Annotated in this window: 15 protein-coding genes; 6 read left to right on the top strand and 9 right to left on the bottom strand. The window is 72.9% G+C overall.

The features are described 5' to 3' along the window. Positions 1-267 precede the first annotated feature (267 nt). From ABZX75_RS23540 to ABZX75_RS23515, 6 genes are all read left to right on the top strand, one after another. Positions 268-2,259 carry an FAD/NAD(P)-binding protein gene (locus ABZX75_RS23540; protein WP_355413625.1) on the top strand — a complete coding sequence of 664 codons (1,992 nt, stop codon included), beginning with the start codon at positions 268-270 and terminating at the stop codon, positions 2,257-2,259. Further along, positions 2,256-3,686: a 3-carboxy-cis,cis-muconate cycloisomerase gene (gene pcaB / locus ABZX75_RS23535; RefSeq protein ID WP_355413623.1), complete on the top strand. Its 1,431-nt coding sequence runs from the start codon at positions 2,256-2,258 to the stop codon at positions 3,684-3,686. The genes ABZX75_RS23540 and pcaB overlap by 4 nt, the downstream gene beginning before the upstream one ends. Before the next feature lie 64 nt (positions 3,687-3,750). Beyond that, positions 3,751-5,166, top strand: a complete 1,416-nt coding sequence (locus ABZX75_RS23530) for a nitrate/nitrite transporter (RefSeq protein ID WP_355413621.1) — start codon at positions 3,751-3,753, stop codon at positions 5,164-5,166. After that, a complete protein-coding gene (locus ABZX75_RS23525) occupies positions 5,159-7,678 on the top strand; it encodes a molybdopterin oxidoreductase family protein (RefSeq protein WP_355413619.1) in 2,520 nt (839 codons plus the stop codon). The genes ABZX75_RS23530 and ABZX75_RS23525 overlap by 8 nt, the downstream gene beginning before the upstream one ends. Then, positions 7,675-9,120, top strand: coding sequence for an FAD-dependent oxidoreductase (locus ABZX75_RS23520; RefSeq protein ID WP_355413617.1), 1,446 nt, complete (start codon positions 7,675-7,677; stop codon positions 9,118-9,120). The genes ABZX75_RS23525 and ABZX75_RS23520 overlap by 4 nt, the downstream gene beginning before the upstream one ends. Positions 9,121-9,158: 38 nt before the next feature. After that, positions 9,159-10,370 (top strand): FAD-dependent oxidoreductase, encoded by a 1,212-nt coding sequence (locus ABZX75_RS23515; RefSeq protein WP_355413615.1) that lies wholly within the window; start codon positions 9,159-9,161, stop codon positions 10,368-10,370. A 188-nt stretch (positions 10,371-10,558) separates the two neighbouring features. Here the strand turns inward: ABZX75_RS23515 and ABZX75_RS23510 are convergent, their stop codons facing one another. The 9 genes from ABZX75_RS23510 to ABZX75_RS23470 all read right to left on the bottom strand — a co-directional run bounded on the left by ABZX75_RS23510 (position 10,559) and on the right by ABZX75_RS23470 (position 19,853). Next, positions 10,559-12,022 (bottom strand): MFS transporter, encoded by a 1,464-nt coding sequence (locus ABZX75_RS23510; protein ID WP_355413613.1) that lies wholly within the window; start codon positions 12,020-12,022, stop codon positions 10,559-10,561. Positions 12,023-12,184: 162 nt separating this feature from the next. Next, positions 12,185-13,765, bottom strand: coding sequence for an AMP-binding protein (locus ABZX75_RS23505; protein ID WP_355413610.1), 1,581 nt, complete (start codon positions 13,763-13,765; stop codon positions 12,185-12,187). A 258-nt stretch (positions 13,766-14,023) separates the two neighbouring features. Then, a complete protein-coding gene (locus ABZX75_RS23500; protein ID WP_355413608.1) occupies positions 14,024-14,671 on the bottom strand; it encodes an NAD(P)H-dependent oxidoreductase in 648 nt (215 codons plus the stop codon). A 67-nt stretch (positions 14,672-14,738) separates the two neighbouring features. Beyond that, positions 14,739-15,158, bottom strand: a complete 420-nt coding sequence (locus ABZX75_RS23495; RefSeq protein WP_355413606.1) for a DUF4440 domain-containing protein — start codon at positions 15,156-15,158, stop codon at positions 14,739-14,741. A gap of 121 nt (positions 15,159-15,279) precedes the next feature. Next, positions 15,280-16,083, bottom strand: coding sequence for an arylamine N-acetyltransferase (locus ABZX75_RS23490; protein ID WP_355413604.1), 804 nt, complete (start codon positions 16,081-16,083; stop codon positions 15,280-15,282). Further along, entirely contained in the window at positions 16,083-16,694 is a 612-nt protein-coding gene (locus ABZX75_RS23485) for an NAD(P)H-dependent oxidoreductase (RefSeq protein WP_355413602.1), read from the bottom strand. The genes ABZX75_RS23490 and ABZX75_RS23485 overlap by 1 nt, the downstream gene beginning before the upstream one ends. Positions 16,695-17,065: 371 nt before the next feature. Further along, a complete protein-coding gene (locus tag ABZX75_RS23480; RefSeq protein ID WP_355413600.1) occupies positions 17,066-18,403 on the bottom strand; it encodes an MFS transporter in 1,338 nt (445 codons plus the stop codon). A gap of 72 nt (positions 18,404-18,475) precedes the next feature. Beyond that, positions 18,476-19,057, bottom strand: coding sequence for an NAD(P)H-dependent oxidoreductase (locus ABZX75_RS23475; RefSeq protein ID WP_355413598.1), 582 nt, complete (start codon positions 19,055-19,057; stop codon positions 18,476-18,478). Positions 19,058-19,223: 166 nt separating this feature from the next. Then, positions 19,224-19,853, bottom strand: a complete 630-nt coding sequence (locus ABZX75_RS23470; RefSeq protein WP_355413596.1) for a class I SAM-dependent methyltransferase — start codon at positions 19,851-19,853, stop codon at positions 19,224-19,226. Between the last annotated feature and the right edge of the window lie 384 nt (positions 19,854-20,237).

Here is a 20,237-nt window from a genome sequence, read left to right as displayed (position 1 = left end):
CTGGCGCCGGGGCAGGCTCGCCAGGGGGCACCTCCGGGGGAGGTGGCCGGGAGAGTCGGAGCCCGGAGCCAGGGGCCGAGCCCCGCACCGGCCCCCCGGGCGCTGGCGCAGCCGATCCGGCCCTGGCGCAGCCGGACCGCTCCCCCGAGCCTGGCGCAGCCGGACCGCCCCCCGAGCCCGGCGCAGCCGGACCCGCACCCCCGAGCCCGGCGCAGCCGACTCGGCAGCCGACCCGGCCCGTACACCCCACAGCAACGGAGAAATCGCATGAGCAGCTCATCCGTCGAGATCTGCGTCGTCGGCGCCGGTCCCCGCGGCCTGTCCGTCGTGGAGCGACTGGCCGCCAACGAACGGCAGCGGCCCTCGCACGACTCGGTCGCCATCCACGTCGTGGACCCCTCCGCGCCCGGCGCAGGCCAGGTCTGGCGCTCCGGCCAGTCCCGCCACCTGCTGATGAACACCGTCGCCTGCCAGATCACCGTCTACACCGACGAGAGCTGCACGATCGACGGCCCGATCGAGCCCGGCCCCAGCCTCTACGAGTGGGCCAAGTCCCTCTCGGTCCTCGGCCAGTTCGGCGACTACGACGAGGGCACCCTCGCCGAGGCCGCCGCCATGGGCCCGGACACCTACCCCACCCGCGCCTTCTACGGCAGCTACCTCGGCGAGTGCTTCCAACGCGTCATCGTCGGCGCCCCCAAGCACGTCACCGTCCACGTCCACAACTCCCGCGCCGTCGCCGTCGCCGACACCCGGGGCATACCCGGCGGCCCGCAGGGCGTCCGGCTGGAGGACGGCACCCGCCTGAACGACCTCGACGCGATCATCCTGGCCCAGGGCCACGTCCCGGCCCGCCTGACCCCGCGCGAGGCCCGCACCGCCTCCCTCGCCCGCATCCACTACCTGACGTACCTGACGCCGGGCAACCCGGCCGACGCCGACCTCTCGCAGGTCAAGCCCGGCCAGTCGGTCCTCCTGCGCGGCCTCGGCCTGAACTTCTTCGACTACATGTCGCTGTTCAGCCACGGCCGCGGCGGCACCTTCGTCCGCGACGAGGACGGCAAGCTCACCTACCAGCCCTCCGGGCAGGAGCCCCGGCTGTACGCCTTCTCCCGGCGCGGCATCCCGTACCACGCCCGCGGCGACAACGAGAAGGGCGCGTACGGCCGTTACTACCCCAAGCTGCTGACCCCGGCCTACGTCCAGAGCCTGCGCGAGCGCGCCGCCGAGGGCGGCTCCGTCACCTTCAACGCCGACCTGTGGCCCTTCATCTCGCGGGAGGTCGAGAGCGTCTACTACGGGGCCCTGCTCGCCGCCACCGGTCAGCAGGAGGAGCGCGAGGCGTTCACCGAGCGTTACCTCGACCTCGAAGAGGCCGACGACCGGGTCAACCTGCTCGCCGAGTACGGCATCCCCGAGGAGCAGCACTGGAGCTGGGAGAAGCTCTCCCGCCCTTACGGCGACACGCGGTTCGCCGACCGCGACGCCTTCCAGAAGTGGCTCGTCGAGTACCTCGCGGCCGATGTCGTCGCCGCCCGCCAGGGCAACGTCAACGGCCCGCTCAAGTCGGCCCTGGACGTCCTGCGCGACCTGCGCAACGAAGTCCGCCTCGCCGTCGACCACGGCGGCCTCGACGGCGACTCGCACCGCGACGACCTCGAAGGCTGGTACACCCCGCTCAACGGCTTCCTCTCCATCGGCCCGCCGGCCACCCGCATCGAGGAGATGATCGCCCTGATCGAGGCGGGCATCCTCACCCTGACCGGCCCCGGCACGCAGGTGCGCATCGACACCAACGCCCAGACGTACCTGGCCGAGTCCGCGACCGTGCCGGGCGCGGTGATCAAGGCGCAGGTCCTCATCGAGGCCCGGCTGCCCGAACCCGACCTGCGACGCACGGCCGACCCGCTGCTCCAGCACCTGCTGGACACCGACCAGGCCAAGCCGTACGTCGTCACCGGCGGCCAGGGCGGCTACCAGACCGGCGGCCTCGCGGTCACCGAGCGTCCGTACCGGCTCGTCGATGCCCGCGGCGTCGCCCACCCGCGCCGCTTCGCCTACGGCGTGCCCACCGAATCCGTGCACTGGGTCACCGCCGCCGGCATCCGTCCCGGCGTGGACTCCGTCACCCTCGGAGACTCCGACGCCATCGCCCGCGCCGTGCTGGCCCTGCCGCCCGTCGCGAACGTCCCGGCCGGCATCCGCCCGGTCACCGACGCCGTGGCCGCCGACGACCACCTGCCCGGCGTGATCGTATGACGACGGACCCAGACCGGGGTCACCTCCTCATGGACGCCGGCCTGCTCTCCCCCGTGCGGGCGGGCACCCCGGCCGAGGCGGCCGTCGGCGACCGGGCATGGCTCCAGGCCATGCTCGACGCCGAGGCCGCCCTGGCCCGGGCCCAGGCGGGACTCGGCACCCTGCCGAAGAGCGCCGCGGACGCCATCACGGAGGCCGCCCGGGCCGAGGACTTCGACCTGCGGGCCCTCGCGCTCGCCGCGCGGGAGACCGCCAACCCGGTCGTCGGCCTGGTCCGGGCGCTCACCGCGGCCGTCCGCGAGCGGGACCCGCAGGCCGCGGACTACGTCCACCGGGGCTCCACCAGCCAGGACATCTTCGACACCGGCGCCATGCTGGTGGCCGCCCGGGCCCTGCGCCTGGTCCGCGCCGACCTGGCACGGACCGCGCAGGCCCTGGCGGGCCTGGCCGAGACCCACCGCGACACCCTGATGGCCGGGCGCACCCTGGCCCTGCACGCCGTACCGACCACCTTCGGCCTCAAGGCGGCGGGCTGGCACCGGCTCGTCCTCGACGCCGACGCCCGCCTGGCCCGCGTCCTGCGAGAAGGCCTGCCCGTCTCGCTCGGCGGGGCCGCCGGCACCCTCGCCGGCTACCTGGAGTACGCCGACATCGACCGGCCCGAGGTGGCCGCCAGCGCCGAACACCCGTACCTGGACCGGCTCGTCGACGCCTTCGCCGCCGAGACCGGACTCGCCCGCCCGGTCCTGCCCTGGCACGCGCTGCGCACGCCGCTCGCCGATCTCGCCGCCGCCCTGGCCTTCACCGCCGGGGCCCTCGGCAAGATCGCCGTCGACGTCCAGTCGCTGACCCGCACCGAGGTCGGCGAGGTCGCCGAGCCGACCGCCGCCGGACGCGGCAGCTCCTCCGCCATGCCGCACAAGCGCAACCCGGTCCTCGCCACCCTGATCCGCGCCGCCGCCCTCCAGGTCCCCGTCATCGCCGCCGGTTTGACACAGTGCCTGGTCACCGAGGACGAGCGCTCCGGCGGCGTGTGGCACGCCGAATGGCAGCTGCTGCGCGAAGCCCTGCGGCTCACCGGCGGCGCGGCGCACACCGCCGTCGAGCTCGCCGAGGGGCTGGAGGTCCGGCCCGCAAGGATGCGGGAGAACCTCGACCTCACCGGCGGCCAGATCGTCTCCGAGCGCATCGCGGCCCGGCTCGCGCCGCGCCTGGGCAAGGCCGCCGCGAAGCAGCTGCTCACCGAGGCCTCGGCGGCCGCCGCGGCGAGCGGGCGGCCCCTGGGCGCCGTCCTCGCGGCGATGCCCGGCCACGGGCTCGACGCGGAGGCCGTCGCGCGGCTGTGCGACCCGGCCGGCTACAGCGGCGGGGCGGGCGCCCTCGTCGACCGCGCGCTGGCCGGCGCACCGTCCGCAGGCCGCTCCTGAACGCCCTTCATGAACGCCATTCCGGAACGACAACCCGCCTGACAGACATAGGGAGACAGGTCAGATGAGTGCCATGAGATCCGCCAAGGGGCGCTGGATCGAGGACTGGGACGCCGAGGACGAGCAGTACTGGGAGCGCGGCGGCAAGCGCATCGCCCGCCGCAACCTCTTCCTGTCCGTCGCCTCCGAGCACATCGGCTTCTCCGTCTGGAGCATGTGGTCGGTCCTGGTGCTGTTCATGACGCCCGAGATCGGCCTCGGCTTCGCGCCGGACGAGAAGTTCCTCCTCGTCGTCACCCCCACCCTCGTCGGCGCCCTCCTGCGGCCGCCGTACAGCTGGGCCGTCACCCGCTTCGGCGGCCGCAACTGGACCGTCTTCGCCTCCTCGATCCTGCTGATCCCGGCCGTGGCGACCGTGTACTTCATCCAGCAGCCCGGCACCCCGCTGTGGGTGTTCCTGCTGATCAGCGCCCTCGGCGGGGTCGGCGGCGGCAACTTCGCCTCCTCGATGACCAACATCACCAGCTTCTTCCCCCACCGCCACCAGGGCTGGGCCCTCGGCCTCAACGCCGGCGGCGGCAACCTCGGCGTCGCCGCCGTCCAGCTGCTCGGCCTGCTCGTCATCTCCACCGTCGGTGACACCCACCCCGCCTACGTCGCCGCCGTGTACCTGCCGCTCATCGTGTTCATCTCCCTGCTGTGCGCGATGAAGATGGACAACATCGCCACCGTCCGCACCGAACCGGGCGTCCAGCGCCAGGCCCTCGCCCACCGTGACACCTGGTGGATCTCCCTCCTGTACATCGGCACCTTCGGCTCCTTCATCGGCTACGGCTTCGCCTTCGGGCTGGTCCTGCAGACGCAGTTCGGCTCCACCCCGCTCCAGGCCGCCTCGTACACCTTCCTCGGCCCGCTGCTCGGCTCCTTCGCCCGCCCGTTCGGCGGCTGGCTCGCCGACAAGTTCGGCGGCGCCCGGGTCACCCTGCTGATCTTCGGGGGCATGGGCGCCGGAACCGGCGTCCTGCTCATCGCCTCGGCGCAGCACTCGCTGCCGATCTTCATCGCCGGCTTCACCGCGCTGTTCGTCCTCAGCGGCATCGGCAACGGCTCCACCTACAAGCTCATCCCCACCGCCTTCGCCCGTGACGCCGAGGCCCGCATCGTCGCCGGCAGCGACGCCACCAGTGCCTTCGCCACCGCGCGCAGGATGTCCGGCGCCGCCATCGGCATCGCCGGTGCGGTCGGGGCGCTCGGCGGAGTCGCCATCAACCTCGCCTTCCGCGGCGCCTACAGCGGCGGCGCGGGCAACGGCACCCCCGCCTTCCTGTCCTTCCTCGGCTACTACGCGGTGTGCGCGGTCGTGACCTGGGTCGTGTACGTCCGCCGCGAGCGGGCCGGATCCGCCCCCGTGGCGGCCGCGACCGCCGCCGGCGCCCCTGCCCCCGCCGGATCCCGCCCTACGGAGTCGGTCCATGCGTGACGCCGAGCGCACGCCGGCGCGGCCCGGCCAGGTGGCCACGCACTGCCCGTACTGCGCCCTGCAATGCGGCACCCGGCTCAGCGCCGGCACGGGTGCCGCGCCGGGGACTGCGCCGGATGCCGCGCCGGGGACTGAGCCGGGGACTGAGCCCGGTACGGGGCCGGGCGCCGGCACCCGTCCCGCCGGAGCCGAGGGCGGTACGGTCACCGTCCAGCCAGACCCCGACTTCCCCGTCAACCGCGGCGGCCTGTGCCAGAAGGGCTGGACCGCCCCGGCCCTGCTCACCACCCCCGACCGGCTGCGGACCCCCCTCGTCCGTGACGCCTCCGGCACCCTGCGCCCCACCGACTGGGACACCGCCCTCGACACGGTCGCCGCCTCCCTCGCCCGGATCCGCGCCGAGCAGGGCCCCGACGCCGTCGGCGTCTTCGGCGGCGGCGGCCTCACCAACGAAAAGGCTTACCTGCTCGGCAAGTTCGCGCGCCTCGCCCTCGGCACCAGCCAGATCGACTACAACGGCCGTTTCTGCATGTCCTCGGCCGCCGCCGCCGGGAACGCCGCCTTCGGCCTCGACCGCGGCCTGCCCTTCCCCGTCACCGACCTCGGCTCCGCCGACACCGTCCTCCTCGCCGGCGCCAACCCCGCCGAGACGATGCCCCCGCTGATGCGGCACCTCACCGCCGCCCGGCTGATCGTCATCGACCCGCGCCGCACCCCCACCGCCGAGCGCGCCGCCCTCCACCTCCAGCCGCGCCCCGGCACCGACCTCGCGCTCGCCCTCGGCCTGCTCCACATCCTGGTCGTCGAGGGACACAGCGACCGGGAGTACGTCGACCGGCGCACCACCGGCTTCGACGCCGCCTGGAAGCGCGCCGCCTCCTGGTGGCCCGAGCGCGTCGAGAAGGTCACCGGCGTGCCCGTCAGCGACCAGCGCGAAGCCGTCCGGATGCTGGCCGCCGCCTCCCGCGCGTACGTCCTCACCGGGCGCGGCGCCGAGCAGCACAGCAAGGGCACCGACACCGTCGCCGCCTTCATCAACCTCGCCCTCGCCCTCGGCCTGCCCGGCCGCGAGGGCAGCGGCTACGGCTGCCTCACCGGCCAGGGCAACGGCCAGGGCGGGCGCGAGCACGGCCAGAAGGCCGACCAGCTGCCCGGCTACCGCATGATCACCGACCCGGCGGCCCGCGCGCACGTGGCGGCCGTCTGGGGCGTCGATCCGGCCGTCCTGCCCGGGCCGGGCCGCAGCGCCTACGAACTCCTCGACGCCCTCGGCACCGAGAACGGCCCGCGCGCCCTGCTCGTCTTCGGCGCCAACCCGGTGGTCTCCGCGCCGCGTTCCGCGCACGTCGCCGAGCGGCTCTCCTCCCTCGACCTGCTCGTCGTCGCCGACTTCGTGCCCTCCGAGACCGCCCGCATGGCCGACGTGGTGCTGCCCGTCACCCAGTGGGCCGAGGAGGAGGGCACCATGACCAACCTCGAAGGCCGTGTCCTGCGCCGCCGCCGGCTCCTCGACCCGCCCGCCGGGACCCGCTCCGACCTGGAGGTCCTGCGCGGCCTCGCCACCCGGCTGGGCGACCTGCCCGAGCGCTATCCGGCGCAGCCGCGCGCCGTCTTCGAGGAGTTGCGCCGCGCCTCGGCCGGCGGGCCCGCCGACTACTCCGGCATCAGCTACGAGCGGCTCGACGCGGGGGAGGCGCTGCACTGGCCGTGCCCCGAGGGCAGTCCGGGCACGCCGCGGCTCTTCCTGGAACGGTTCGCCCACCCGGACGGCCGCGCCCGCTTCGCCGACGTCGAACACCGCCCGCCCGCCGAGGAGACGCACGCCGAGTACCCGCTGTACGCCACGACCGGGCGCGTGCTGGCCCAGTACCAGTCCGGCGCGCAGACCCGCCGGGTGCCGCAACTGATCGCGGCCGCCCCCGAGGCGCACCTTGAGGTCCACCCCGACACGGCCGCCCGGGCCGGCCTCACCGACGGCGCCCACGCGCGGATCACTTCGGCGCGCGGCTCCACGCTGGCCCGGGTCCGCTTCGACCCGACGCTGCGCACCGACACCGTCTTCCTGCCGTTCCACTTCCCGGGCGCGGGACGGGCCAACCTGCTCACCAACGACGCCCTCGACCCGCGCAGCCGCATGCCGGAATTCAAGGTCTGCGCGGTAAGCCTCGCGCCTGCCGATCCGCTGGCCGCGGCATCCACCCGTGAAGCCACCGAGCCGGCGCCCCCGGCACCCGCGCCCACCGTGCCGGTCCGGGCCGTGCCCGGCGTGGTGGGGGCCGCGGTCCCGCCTGCGGCGGCCGGTCCGACTGCGCCCGGGCCCGTTCCGCCCGCGGCGCCTGCCGCCGACCGCGCCGCTCTGGCGGGCGTGCCCGACGCGGCCCGGGCTGTGCCGCCGGCCCCGGCCGACGCGAAGGGCGCCCCGCCCGGCGCAGCCGTGAGGGCAGCCGTTCCGTTCGATTCGTCCGCGCCCGGCGCAGCCGGTGTCACACGCCTCCAGGGGGGCCGATCATGACCGCGACCGTGCCCGGAGGGCAAGGGCAAGCTCCGATCCTCGTCATCGGCAACGGGCCCGCCGCCCACCAACTCCTCGACCGGCTGCGCCACTTCGGCTGCACCGACCCCGTCACCGTCCTCGGCGCCGAAGAGGTCCCCGCCTACCACCGCGCGCTGCTCACCTCCGCGCTCGACGGCAGTCTCCCGCCCGCGGCGATGGAGCTGCCCCCGCCGCCCGGCGACACCCGCGTCCGCACCGGCGTCTGCGCCGTCCGCATCGACCGCGCCCGGCGCCGGGTGCACACCGCCGACGGGCAGGTCTTCCCGTACGGCCGGCTGGTCCTGGCCACCGGCGCGACGCCGCTGCTGCCCGCCCTGCCGGGCCTGCGGACGCCCGACGGCGCTCCGGCCGCGGGCGTCGCCACCCTCCGTACGCTCGCCGACTGCGCCCGCCTCACCGATCCGGCGGCGGTGGCCGCCCGTACCCCGGTGACCATCCTCGGCGCCGGCTCCCTCGGCGTGGAGGCGGCGTTCGCGCTGGCCGCCAAGGACCGTCCGGTCACCCTCGTCCACCCCGGCGCCTGGCCCATGGACCACCTCCTCGACCGGACCGCCGGAGCCCTCGTCGCCGACCGGCTCGCGACCGCCGGAGTGGAGGTCGTCACCGGCCAGGCGGCCGCCGCGTACACCCCCGGCGCCCTCACCCTCGCCGACGGCCGCACTCTGCCCGTCGCCACCCTCCTGCTCTGCACCGGCGTGCTGCCCGAGACCGGACTGGCCCGCGCCGCCGGCCTGAGCGTGCGCACCGGCATCGTCGTCGACGACTGCCTGCGCACCGACGACCCGCTGATCCACGCCCTCGGCGACTGCGCCGAGCACCGCGGCGGCCGCGGCGGCTCCCTCGCATCCGGCTGGGCCCAGGCCGAGGCGCTGGCCCGCCATCTCGCCACCGGAGCGCGCGGCGTGGCCGCCGCCCGCCGCGTGCTGCGGCCCCGTATCGCCGGCCCCGGCCTGGTCGTCCTCGGCGTCCCGGGCAGTGTCCCCGCGGAGGAGACGATCACCCTCAACGACCCGGCGAACGCCCGCTACGCCCGCCTGGAGCTCGCCGGCGAACGCATCACCGCCGGGGTTCTGCTCGGCTTCGACCGGGCCATCGCCACCACCACCGAGCTGTACGTCCACGACCTGCCCGTCCCGCGTGACCGGTTGAGCCTGCTCCTGGGCCGGGCCCCCCGCGTGGCGCGGACCGGCTCGACCGAGCTGAGCCCCGACACCGTCGTGTGCCTGTGCAACAACGTCACGCACCGGGACCTCACCGACGCGTGGCACGCCGGCTCCCGCCGGCTCCCCGAACTGGCCGCCGCCACCCGCGCCACGACCGGCTGCGGCGGCTGCACCCGCCAAGTGGAAGCGATCTGCGCTTCCCTGGCCTCCACCAGACCGGCCGCGACCGGCAGTTGAGCCGGAGCGGTGGTCCCCACCTCTAAGGACGGCACCGCATGACCACCCGCACCCTCGTCGTCATCGGCCACGGAATGACCGGCCACCGCCTCGTGGAGGAGGTCCGCTCCCGCGACCGGGACGGACTCTGGCGGGTGGTGGTCCTCGGCGCCGAGCGACACCCCGCCTACGACCGGGTCAGGCTCTCCTCGGCCCTCGACGGCGCCACCCCCGCCGGGCTGAGCCTGGTGAAAGCAGAACTGTACGAAGACGCCCTGGTGGAGTTCCGTCACTCCACCAGGGCCGTCGGCATTGACCGCGCGGCCCGCACCGTGACCCTGGAGGACGGCGGGCAGCTCCCCTACGACGCCCTCGTCCTAGCCACCGGCTCCGTGCCCTTCGTCCCGCCCGTCCCCGGCCGTGACCTGCCGGGCGCCTGCGTGTACCGCACCCTCGACGACCTCGACGCGATCCGTCAGGCCGCCGCCGGCACCACCACCGGGGTGGTGATCGGCGGCGGCCTGCTCGGCTTGGAGGCCGCCAACGGCCTGCGGCTGCTGGGCCTGTCCCCGCACGTCGTGGAGATGGCCCCGCGGCTGATGCCCGTCCAGGTCGACGAGGGCGGCGGGCGGGTGCTGGACCGGCTTGTCGGCCGGCTCGGCGTCACCACGCACCTGGGCGTCGCGACCAGCCACATCGAGGCGGGCCCGGACGGCCGGGTGGCGCGCCTGGTGTTCGCGGACGGTACGTCGATCGAGACCGGGCTCGTCGTCTTCTCCGCCGGCGTACGGCCCGCGGACTCCCTCGCCGAAGCCGCGGACATGCCGCGCGGCGAGCGCGGCGGGTTCCTCGTCGACGACCACTGCCGCACCCCGGACCCGTACGTCTGGGCCATCGGCGAGTGCGCGGCCGTCGAGGGCCGCTGCTACGGCCTGGTCGCCCCCGGCTACCGGATGGCGGAGGCCGTCGCCGGCCAGCTCCTGGGCGAGGGTCCCACCCGCTTCCCCGGCGCCGACATGTCCACGAAGCTCAAGCTGATGGGCGTGGACGTCGCCTCCTTCGGCGACGCGCACGCGCAGACGCCGGGGGCGCTGGAATTCGTACGGGAGTCCGCGGGCGGCGAGGTGTACGCGAAGCTCGTGCTCGACTCCGAGGGCGACAGCCTGCTCGGCGGGATCCTCGCCGGGGACGCCGCGGCCTACCCGCTGCTGCGCTCCCTGCTGGGCCGTGAACTCCCGGACTCGGCGGAGGCCTTGCTCGCGAGCTCGTGATCCTGGGCCTGAGCCGATTCCCGGCCCGGGCCCTGGTCCCGGCCCCGGCCCTGCTCCTGGTCCTGGTCCTGACCGTGAACACCAACGGCGAGAGCCCTTACCCGATCGGGGTAAGGGCTCTCGCCGTGCGGTGCGCCGGTGCTCCGGTGCGTAGTCGGGGCGTGGGGGCGTCGGTTCCTCGGACCGGATCAGACGGCGGCGGTCTCCGACTTGCGGTCGGCGGCGGACGCGGCCGGCGCCTGCTGCTCGGGCTTCTTCAGGCCCAGGGCGATCAGCGCGGTGATGACGATGCCCGCGGCGGCGATGAAGACCGCCGTGCGCAGACCGTCGGTGGTGGCGGCGCGGAGCGCCTCACCGGTCTGGCCCTCCAGGCCGGAGTTGGCGATGGCGACCAGGACGGCGAGGCCGACGGCGCCACCGATCTGCTGGGTGGTGGAGGCGACACCGGAGGCGATGCCCTGCTCCTCGGGGGCGACGCCGATGGCGGCGGCACCGAACATCAGGGTGTAGCCGGCGCCCTGGCCGAGACCCATGATGATCAGGCCGGGGACGAGGAGCCAGTACGTGGCGTCGGTGGCGAGGGTGAAGCCGAGGATCGCGGTGCCGATGACACCGATGACCATCGCGGCCACCATGATGGCGCGGATGCCGTGCTTGGTGGCGAGGCCGCCGGCGGTCTGGGCGCCGATGGCGATGGCGACCATCGGGACCAGGAAGGCGATGCCGGTCTCCAGCGGGCTGTAGCCGTGGACACCCTGGAAGTAGACGGTCAGGAAGTAGAGCAGGGTGCCGAAGGTGGCCATGTAGAAGAAGGTCACGCCGACCGCGGTGGTGAGGTTGCGGTTCTTGAAGAGGCTCAGCGGCAGCAGCGGGTCGGAGGACTTCTTCTCGATGACGAAGAAGGCGACGACCAGGACCACGCCGATGGCGAGGGCGCTGAGGACGATGGGGGCGGTCCAGCCGGACTCCGGACCCTGGACGAGGGCGAAGACGATCGCGGTGATGCCGACGGTGGAGGTCAGCGCACCCATGAGGTCGAAGCTACGGCCGCTGCTGACGTTGGTGTCGGGCTTGATGAGCGGGAAGGCGAGCAGCATCGCGACGCCGGCGAGCGGCACGTTGACGTAGAAGACGGACTCCCAGCCGAAGGACTCGGTCAGCACGCCGCCGAGCAGCGAGCCGACGATCATGCCGCTGCCGCCGGCGGTGCCCCAGACGGCGAAGGCGCGGTTGCGCTCCTTGCCCTCCGCGAAGCTGGTGGAGACCAGGGTGAGGGTGGCGGGGAAGAGGAAGGCGCCGCCGATGCCCTGGATCGCGCGGGCGGCGATCAGCACCTCGGGGGAGCCGGCGAGGCCGCCGAGGAGCGAGGAGCCGGCGTAGAGGCCGAGGCCGAGGACGAACATGCGGCGCGGGCCGAAGAGGTCGCAGGCACGGCCGCCGAGGAGGAGGAATCCGCCGAAGGCGACGGCGTAGGCGCTGACGACCCACTGGAGGGTCTGGGCGGAGAAGCCGAGCCCGGAACCGATGTCCGGGAGCGCCACGTAGACGATGTTGTAGTCGATGGAGATGATCAGCTGGGCGAAGGCCAGCAGGGCCAGGGTGAAGCCGAGGCGCTTGCGCCGGCCGTCCTGGGCGATCGGGGTCGAAGACATGGTGTGTACAGCTCCCGGGTGTCGGGTCGGGGGATGGTCTGGGGGTCGCTGTGTGAAGCGGTGTGAAGCGATGTGAAGCGGTGCGAAGCGGTGTGGATCGGTGGTGCGGCGCCGTGTTGTGCCGTGTGGCGACGCCGTGGGTGCTGCGTGGTGCTGTGCTGGTCAGGAAGCCAGTTCGTGGGTCACCTGGTCGGCCAGCCGGCGGGCCAGCTCAAGGCGCTTGATCTTGGCGGTGGCCGTCCGCGGAAGCTCGCTCAGCTTCATCTGGATCGGGTCCGCCATGTCCGACTGGTCCGCGATGGCGCGGCTCCAGCGGGCGAGGTCCAGCGGTGCGTCGTCCTTGGTGCAGACGACGGGCACCGGCTCCTGCTTGGGGCCCGGCACGATGATGAGCTCGGTGAGCTCCGGCAGCCGGTGCAGGACGGTGTCCTCGACCTCAAGGGTGGAGTGGATGGTCGGGATCTGGTCGACCTCGCGGTCGAGCAGGTGCAGGCAGCCCCACTTGGTGCGGTAGCCGACGTCGCCGCCGCGCCACCACTCGCCGTCGAGCTGCTTCTCGAAGCGCTCCGCCTCGCCGTAGTAGGTCAGGGCGCGGCCGGCGGTCTGCACGTCGATGTAGCCCGGGTTCTCGCGGGAGGGCTTCTTGCCGTTGCGGGGCACCAGCCGGTACTTGGTGATGCCCGGGGTCGCGTAGCCCTGGCAGCGGCCGTCGGCCTTCATGACGGTCTTGCGGGTGTACGGGCGGGCCACCAGCGGGCCGCACTCGCTCTGGCCGTAGACCTGGAGGAAGACGGGGTTCGTACGCTCGGAGGCGCGCAGGAACTTGTCCATCGTGCCGGGGTGGATGGCGTCGAAGGTGCTGTTGTAGAAGCGGACGGTGGAGAAGGGCTTGCGCGGGTCGTCGAGGATCGACTCGCACTCCAGGAACGAGTTGGGGTGCGTCTCGAAAACGCCGGGACGGTACTTCACCATCGCGTCGGCGACCTTGCCGGGCTCGGCGTCGTCGAGGAAGACCATCGGCTTGTTCCGCAGCATCATCGCGGCGATGCCGGGGTACATCCGCGAGTGCACGTAGCTGACGTGCATCAGGATCGGCTCGCGCTGGCGCAGCATGCTGACGACCTTGTCCTGCCAGCGGTAGCGCGATCCGATGGAGCGGGCGGAGTGCACCACGAGCTTCGGTATGCCGGTGGTGCCCGAGGTGTGGGTCATGATCGCGTGCGAGTCGGGGTGCAGCGTCACCGGCGTGCGCTCGGGGGCGCCCGCCAGGTCGCCGAGGGTGATGGCGCCCTCGACCGGCTCGGTGACGGAGATGACCCGCGCGGTGAGCTCCGCGAGCGGCGAAGCGGCCAGCGGGCCGCGCAGCTTGGCGGCGTCCGTCAGCAGGGTGGGGGAGGGGAGGCGCTGGAGCAGCGCGTTGATGGTCTCCCCGTCCAGGTGGGCGGAGAGCATCACCGGGACGGCGCCGATGCGGGCCGTCGCGCAGGCGAACAGCGTGATGTCGAAGTTGTTGGTCTTGTGGATGACTACGTGGTCGCTCGGCCGGACACCGGTGGCCCAGAGGCGATTGGCCATCTCGGCGATCAGTTCCGCGAAGTGGGCGACCGTCAGGACCTGGCCGGCCTCGGGGAGGGCGTCCATGGTGCGGTCGAGCGTGATGGTGTTGGCGCCGAACTTGGCGGCAGCCTCCTCGGCGACCAGGCCGAGGTAGAGCGGCGTCTTGTTCTTGGGAATCCGGAGCATGTATTCAAGTTCGCACCGGCGGTCCGCAGGCCCAATGGCAGACGTTTTACTGTGTCAGCTCGGTGAAATCAGGTCATGGATCATGGCGCGAAAAGAGCGTGCCATGCATGCGTGCGTGCACGTGCGCGTACCTGCGCGCGTGTACGTGCGTGTGCGTGCGTGTGCGCATGAAAAAGGCCCGTAGCGGGAGTTCCGCTACGGGCCCTTTCCCCTGTCCGCAGGACGGGCGCCGGTCAGGCGGGTGCCGTCGGACGGGAATTACTTGCCCAGCCCCTGCTTGATCGCCGCGGCGATCTCCATCGTGCGCACGGTCTGGTAGCCGACCGCCGCCAGATTGTCGTCGGTCACGTTCTGCGCGAGCTGGCCGGGAACGGCCTGGAGGCCGGACGTGGCGCTCACGCCGTACGGGTTGCCGTTGCTCGGGGCGAGGAGGATCGGGTCGGTGACGCCTGGCGGCACGATGATCGCGCCCCAGTGGTAGAAGACGTTCGACAGCGACAGGATGGTCGACTCCTGGCCGCCGTGCTGGGTGCCCGTCGAGGTGAACGAGGACATGGCCTTGTTCTTCAGGCCCGCGCGGGCGTGGAGTTCGAAGGTCTGGTCGATGAAGTGCTTGAGCGGGCCGGCCATCGCGCCGTAGCGGCCCGGGGTGCCCCATATGACCGCGTCGGCCCAGTCCAGGTCGTCGATGGTGGCGATCTCCACCTCACGGCTGCTGCCGCCGGTGTGCTCCTCGTACGCCTGCGTCCACTCGGTGTAGTTGGGCGCGAGCGTGGTCTCCTGGATCTCGGCGACGCGGCGCAGCCGCACCTGGGCGCCGGCCTTCTCCGCGGCGTCGGCGGCGGCCACCGCGAGCTTGTGGATGTTTCCGGTGGCCGAGTAGTAAACAATGGCGACGTTGGTCATCGGCTCTTCAGTCTCTCTTTGTGGGAATTCGGGCTCTACGGACCTCGGTACTCGGGACCTCAGGTCCTCAAGGCCTCGGGGTCTCGCGGTCGATGCCCGGCGGATTGTCTATCGCGTAACGCCACACACCGTCCGCACCACGACGCACGACGTCCGTGGCCGTGCCCTCGTGGTGTACGCAAGTTCCGTCCGGCTTGACGCCCTTGATCAGATAGTCACACAGCAGCAGCGCCAGGTCGTCGTATTCATAGCAGTGGCGCACCGTCAATTTCATCGGAATTCCGAGCGCCAGGAAGCTGCTGGTCGCGGCGCGCCGGCCGTCGCCGGTCACCACCTGGCCCGGGGTGAGGACGCGGACCGCCCCCGGCTCGAAGAGGCGGTCGATCGCCTCCAGGTCACGTGCGTTGAAGGCCCGCAGGAACGCGTCGGGCAGTTCGGACGGTGCGGTGACGGGCGCGGTGACGGGCGCGGTGACAGACGCGGTCATCGTGGCTCCTGATGAGGGGGAAAGAGGTACCCGTTGGAGTTGGAGGAAACAGCGGTGCGGGGGGAGAGCGCAGGGGGAACCGCGGGCGGTCTGCGCCTCGAACGGTGGCGGATCTACGGGGCTACTCGACGGCGACGCCGCGCGATCCCTCCGGCCGTACCGGCTCGGCGGGCAGCCGGTCCAGCGCCATCCCGAAGTACTTGTGGTAGGCCTCGAACACCTCGGCGTCGTCCGCGAGATGCTCCTCGAAGACCTCGCCGCCGACGCGCCGGGTCAGGGTGCGCCCCTTGAGCGTGACGCGCCCCTCGACCGTGGGCAGCGAGCAGAACACGTCCTGGAGGAATGGCGAGTCGGGGCAGGTGCGGAACCACCACAGCGACGGCCTGAACTCACCCAGCTCGCGCGCCCGGCCGTCGACCCGGTACATCGGCTCGCCGTCCATCACGAGGTCGAATTCACTCTGGTCCCGCGGTCCGAAGCGGTACGCGCCCTGCGGGTCGTACTGCACGGCTTCGGTCCCCAGCAGCAGCGGACGCCGCGGGTTGCGGCGGAAGCCGACGTCCACGAGGTACGCGGCCCCCTCCAGGGTCACGCGCAGCACCAGGTGGCCCAGCGGAGCGCCGAGCCCGCCCGGGCGGTGCACCCGGGCGGCGAGGATCTCCACCTGGTAGCCGAGCGACTCCAGCAGGAGCCCGAAGGCCGGGTTCACCTCGTAGCAGCCACCGCCGCGCCCCTGGTGCACGATCTTCTCGACGGCCCGCTCGTCCAGGTGGATGTCCTGGTCCAGGTGGTAGTCGAGGTTCTCGAACGGGACGGTCAGCACATGCCGTTCCGTCAGCTCGCAGAGCGCCGCCAGGTCCGCCCGCGCCGGGCGCGACGCGCCGATCCGGGCCAGGTAGGCGGTGGCCAGCACGTCGGAGATCATCAGGCGTCCAGGGTCTTCACGACCGAGGCGACCTGGAGCGTGCGGCGCGCCTGGAAGGCCGCGGCCTCCAGGTTCTCCTCGGGCACCTGGCCCGGGTTGCCGCCGACGACGGCGGAGGCGCCGTACGGGTTGCCGTTCTTCGGCTTGTACAGGACCGGGTCCGTCGAGCCGGTGGAGACGATGACCGAGCCCCAGTGGGTGATCGCGTTGTGCAGGGCGAGGATCGCGGACACCTGGCCGCCGTGGGCCGCCGAGCCGGAAGCGAAGGCGGAGACCGCCTTGTTGAGGAGCTTGCCCTCGATCGACAGCTTGGAGGTGGAGTTGATGAAGTGCATCAGCTGCGGGGCGGCGAGCCCGAAGTGCACCGGGGTGCCGAGCAGGATGCCGTCGGCCCACTCCAGGTCCGCCAGGGTGGCCACGGGGATGTCCTTGGTGGCGTCCTGGTGGTCGGCGGCGCCGTCACGGCTCGCGGCCTCACCGTTCGGCGCGATCTCCGCGATGCGCAGGAGACGGACCTCCGCGCCCTCCTTCTCGGCCGCGGAGGCGGCGGCCTCGGCCAGCTTGTGGGTGGAGCCGGTGGACGAGTAGTAGATGACAGCGATGTTCGTCATGACGTGCGGAACTCCCTTTCGACCGCCCCCGCTCGTTTCCGGACTTCCAGGTGCCGGGGCCTTGGGACGATCCTGTTCCGTGCACCGCCCCCTGCCGAGGGCTGCGGTCTCAGTACGTCAGGTAGGCGGAGCCGTCCGTCAGGTCGGGGCGCGGGCGCGGGGCGGTACGCCGGGGCCGGGGAGCGGTCCGTACGCCGGTGAGGTGCCGGTCAGGGCGCGGGCGGGGCGCTGGGCGGCACCTGCCGCTGCCGGGACGGGGCCGTACGCCGGTCCGGTCGGGCCCGTACGCCGGTAAGCGCGCGAGCCGGCGCGTCGGTCGGGCCGTGAGCCCGTACGCCGCACCGGTGTACGCGTCGCCTCGCGTCCGTACGTCAGGCGCCCGCGGCCGTAGTCGTGCCCGCGGCGGTCGCGGCGGGAGCGGTGGTCGCGGCGGGAGCGGCGGCGCGGCGCCGGCGGCGGCCGGTCGCCACCAGCAGCACCACACAGCCCCCGAGCAGCGCCGACATGAACAGCCCGACGCCCTTGACGTCGCCGAACGCGAGCGGGACCTGCGCGCCCAGCCCGCCGCCGATGTTGATGGTGAAGCCGTACAGGGCGGTCGCCATGACCCCGTGGGCCGTGCCCGCCGCCGTACCGATCTCCTGGACCACGGCGGGTCCGATCGCGGCCACGCCCAGCATGAAGACGAACATGGACGCGGCCAGCCCGGCGGTGGTGCCGCCGAACAGTCCCGCACCGCAGATCCCCGCCGCCGCCACCGCGAACGCACCGGCTCCGCGCGGCCGCGCCGGGATCCGGCCCAGCAGCGGCGCCACCAGCACGCCCAGCACCAGTGCCGGGATCGCGGTGGCGCGCAGCGTCAGCATCGCCTGGCCGTCGCCGACCAGTTCGGGGGGACCGTAGAGCTGCACACTCGTGTACACGGCGGTCATCGTGCTGGAGCAGGTGAGGCCGACGACGTACAGCGGCAGCAGCCCTCCCCACAGCTTGCGTCGCCCGGCGCCCGGCGCGGAGGCGGCGTCCGAGGTCTGCGCGGGATCCACCCCGGACAGCACCCGGCGCAGGACGAGGGCCCCCACCAGCAGCAGTGGCGCCGTCACCCAGAAGGTGCCGCGCCAGCCGACGAGGGCGGCCAGCAGTTGTGACTCCACCTGTCCGATCACGATCGTCCCCGCCATGCAGGCGGAGACGATCGTCAGTGCGGTCGGCAGTTTCGAGGCAGGTATGTGCGCGTTGAGGTACGCGTACACGAGCGGGACGTACACGCCGGCGAACAGGCCCTGCCCGGCCCGTAGCGCCAGCCCCGCGCCGAACGACTCGGCCAGCGGGACGCAGGCGGTCACCACCGCCAGCGCGCCCACACCCGCCACCAGGACCGCGCGGGTGCCGAAGCGGCGGGCGAGCGCGCCGCTGAAGAGCGAGATGACCGCGTACGTCACCGCGTACGAGGAGGTCGCCCAGGTGGCCGACGCCTGGTCCACCCCCCACGCCCGACCGATCTCGGGCAGCAGGGGGATCGCCACGTACAGCTGGCCCACCACCAGCATCCCGAGCAGCGAGATGGCCGTCACGACGGGCGCGACGGACGGGCCCTTGGCGTTCCGGCTGACGGGCCGGGTGACGGGCCGGGTGGTGGGCCTGCCGGAGGGCTTGGCGGAGGGCTTGGCGGAGGACTCGGCCGGCTCGGCGGAGGGCGTGCGTAGGCTCATGTGCTGCTCCTGGGGGCTGCGGGGCACCCCGGGAGGGTGGGCCGATCAGCGTGTGGGTGGTGCGGCTGTCGGTCAGCCGCCGTACGGCGCCTGCGCCTTCTTGGCCTTCAGCGCGGTGCCCCACCACTCCAGGGCGTCGAGGAGGGTCTTCGCCGCGGCGTCCGCCTCGGTCGGGTCGATGAGGTTGCCCTGCTCGTCGAACTGGCCCCACGGACCGTGGAAACCGACGGTGTCGCGGACCGTGACCATGTGGCACTCGGCGAAGATCTGGCGCAGGTGCTCGACGGCGCGCATGCCGCCCGCGAGGCCGCCGTAGCCGACGAAGCCCACCGGCTTGGCCTGCCACTCGGTGGTGTGCCAGTCGATCAGCGTCTTCAGCGAGGCCGGGTAGGAGTGGTTGTACTCCGGGGTGACGACGACGAACGCGTCGGCCGCGGCCAGGCGCGGCGTGACGCCGGCCAGCACGGCCTGCGTGGCCTCCGAGGGCGACTGCGACAGCTGGTTCGGCAGATCGTGCTCGATCAGGTCGATCACGTCGATGTCCAGGCCGGCCCGCTCACGGGCGACGCCCGCGAACCAGTTCGCGATGATCGGGCCGAACCGGCCGTCACGGACACTTGCGATGATGACTGCGACGCGGAGCGGCTCAGACATGGAAATACCTCCGGAAGTATGCGGCGGCGCCCCGGCCGTGGGGTGACGGAGGAGGCGGTCCCGCGCTAGCGCTTCCCACCTTTTCGGGACCAAGTGGATGGGACAACTCCGGCCGTACTAGTACGTCAGCTTGACGCGGTACCGCCTGCGCCGACCCGGACAGGACCTAGTGGAGGCGGGCCAGCAAGTGGGCGTCGAGGAAGCCCCGCTCGGAGGCCGGGTCGTGGAGCAGCCGGGCGAACGTGACGAGCCCGGCCCCGGCCAGCAACTCGGCGAACCGGTCCACCGGCCAGCTATAGGCGGGCGTCACCTTGTGGTCGAAGCGGACCGGCTCCGGTCCGTCGGTCGCGAAGAACGAGACCAGGAGCAGGCCCCCTGGTGCCAGGACACGCACCTGCTCGGCGAGCAACGCGGGCAATTCCCCGGGCGGGGTATGGATCATCGAGTAGTGGGCCAGCACGCCGCCGAGCGTGCGGTCCTCGACCGGCAGGGCCTCCATCCGCGCCTCGTCGAACCGCAGCGCCGGATGGGCCCGCCGGGCGTGGTCGACCATGGCCGGGGAGAGGTCGAGCCCGAAGGCGTCCAGCCCCAGGTCGTGCAGCATGGCCGTCAGGTGTCCGGGCCCGCACCCGACGTCGGCTGCCCGCAGGTTCCCCGTCCCGCGCACCAGCTCGGCGAAGGTGCCGACCATGGCCCGCGCGAACGGCTGTGTCTCCAGCCGATCAGCGAACATCGACGCATACAGCTCGACGATCCCGTCGTAGGCCGCCCTGGTCTCGTCCTGGTGCTCCATCACGGGAAGAGAAGCTAACATCCGCGCACGTTCGCAGCCTCTCCGGTCCCGTGCCGACGCCCACCCCTAGTGCTGTGACCGGAAAGGTTCACCGGCCCGCGACGCCCGGCACGGCACCTCGCTGCACTGCGTTCGCTGCGCTCACTGCGTCTCGGCTCCTCTTCGAGGACCTTGGAGGCCGAGCTGTCGGACCGCGCGAGTACGGCCGAGTACGAGCTGCGGCCCTCCGCCTTGCGATGCAGCTCGGCATCCGAAGGATGGGGTGAAGAGCCGAGACGGAGCGAGCGAAGCGAGTGCAGTGCACCGGACGCCGCGGGCTTAACGGCAAACCTTTCCGGTCACAGCACTAGAGACTGCCTGTTCCGTCACCTGGGCACGGGACAGGCC

Source organism: Streptomyces sp. NPDC003038, from assembly GCF_040611115.1.
Taxonomy (GTDB): Bacteria; Actinomycetota; Actinomycetes; order Streptomycetales; family Streptomycetaceae; genus Streptomyces.
Note: the sequence above shows the minus strand (reverse complement) of the source record. Positions and strands in the feature narration are given on the sequence as shown.

Bases quoted from the DNA above. Each gene is read 5' to 3' on its own strand.
- ABZX75_RS23540 (WP_355413625.1), top strand. From the start codon at position 268: ATGAGCAGCTCATCCGTCGAGATCTGCGTCGTCGGCGCCGGTCCCCGC.
- pcaB (WP_355413623.1), top strand. From the start codon at position 2,256: ATGACGACGGACCCAGACCGGGGTCACCTCCTCATGGACGCCGGCCTG.
- ABZX75_RS23530 (WP_355413621.1), top strand. From the start codon at position 3,751: ATGAGTGCCATGAGATCCGCCAAGGGGCGCTGGATCGAGGACTGGGAC.
- ABZX75_RS23525 (WP_355413619.1), top strand. From the start codon at position 5,159: ATGCGTGACGCCGAGCGCACGCCGGCGCGGCCCGGCCAGGTGGCCACG.
- ABZX75_RS23520 (WP_355413617.1), top strand. From the start codon at position 7,675: ATGACCGCGACCGTGCCCGGAGGGCAAGGGCAAGCTCCGATCCTCGTC.
- ABZX75_RS23515 (WP_355413615.1), top strand. From the start codon at position 9,159: ATGACCACCCGCACCCTCGTCGTCATCGGCCACGGAATGACCGGCCAC.
- ABZX75_RS23510 (WP_355413613.1), bottom strand. From the start codon at position 12,022: ATGTCTTCGACCCCGATCGCCCAGGACGGCCGGCGCAAGCGCCTCGGC.
- ABZX75_RS23505 (WP_355413610.1), bottom strand. From the start codon at position 13,765: ATGCTCCGGATTCCCAAGAACAAGACGCCGCTCTACCTCGGCCTGGTC.
- ABZX75_RS23500 (WP_355413608.1), bottom strand. From the start codon at position 14,671: ATGACCAACGTCGCCATTGTTTACTACTCGGCCACCGGAAACATCCAC.
- ABZX75_RS23495 (WP_355413606.1), bottom strand. From the start codon at position 15,158: ATGACCGCGTCTGTCACCGCGCCCGTCACCGCGCCCGTCACCGCACCG.
- ABZX75_RS23490 (WP_355413604.1), bottom strand. From the start codon at position 16,083: ATGATCTCCGACGTGCTGGCCACCGCCTACCTGGCCCGGATCGGCGCG.
- ABZX75_RS23485 (WP_355413602.1), bottom strand. From the start codon at position 16,694: ATGACGAACATCGCTGTCATCTACTACTCGTCCACCGGCTCCACCCAC.
- ABZX75_RS23480 (WP_355413600.1), bottom strand. From the start codon at position 18,403: ATGAGCCTACGCACGCCCTCCGCCGAGCCGGCCGAGTCCTCCGCCAAG.
- ABZX75_RS23475 (WP_355413598.1), bottom strand. From the start codon at position 19,057: ATGTCTGAGCCGCTCCGCGTCGCAGTCATCATCGCAAGTGTCCGTGAC.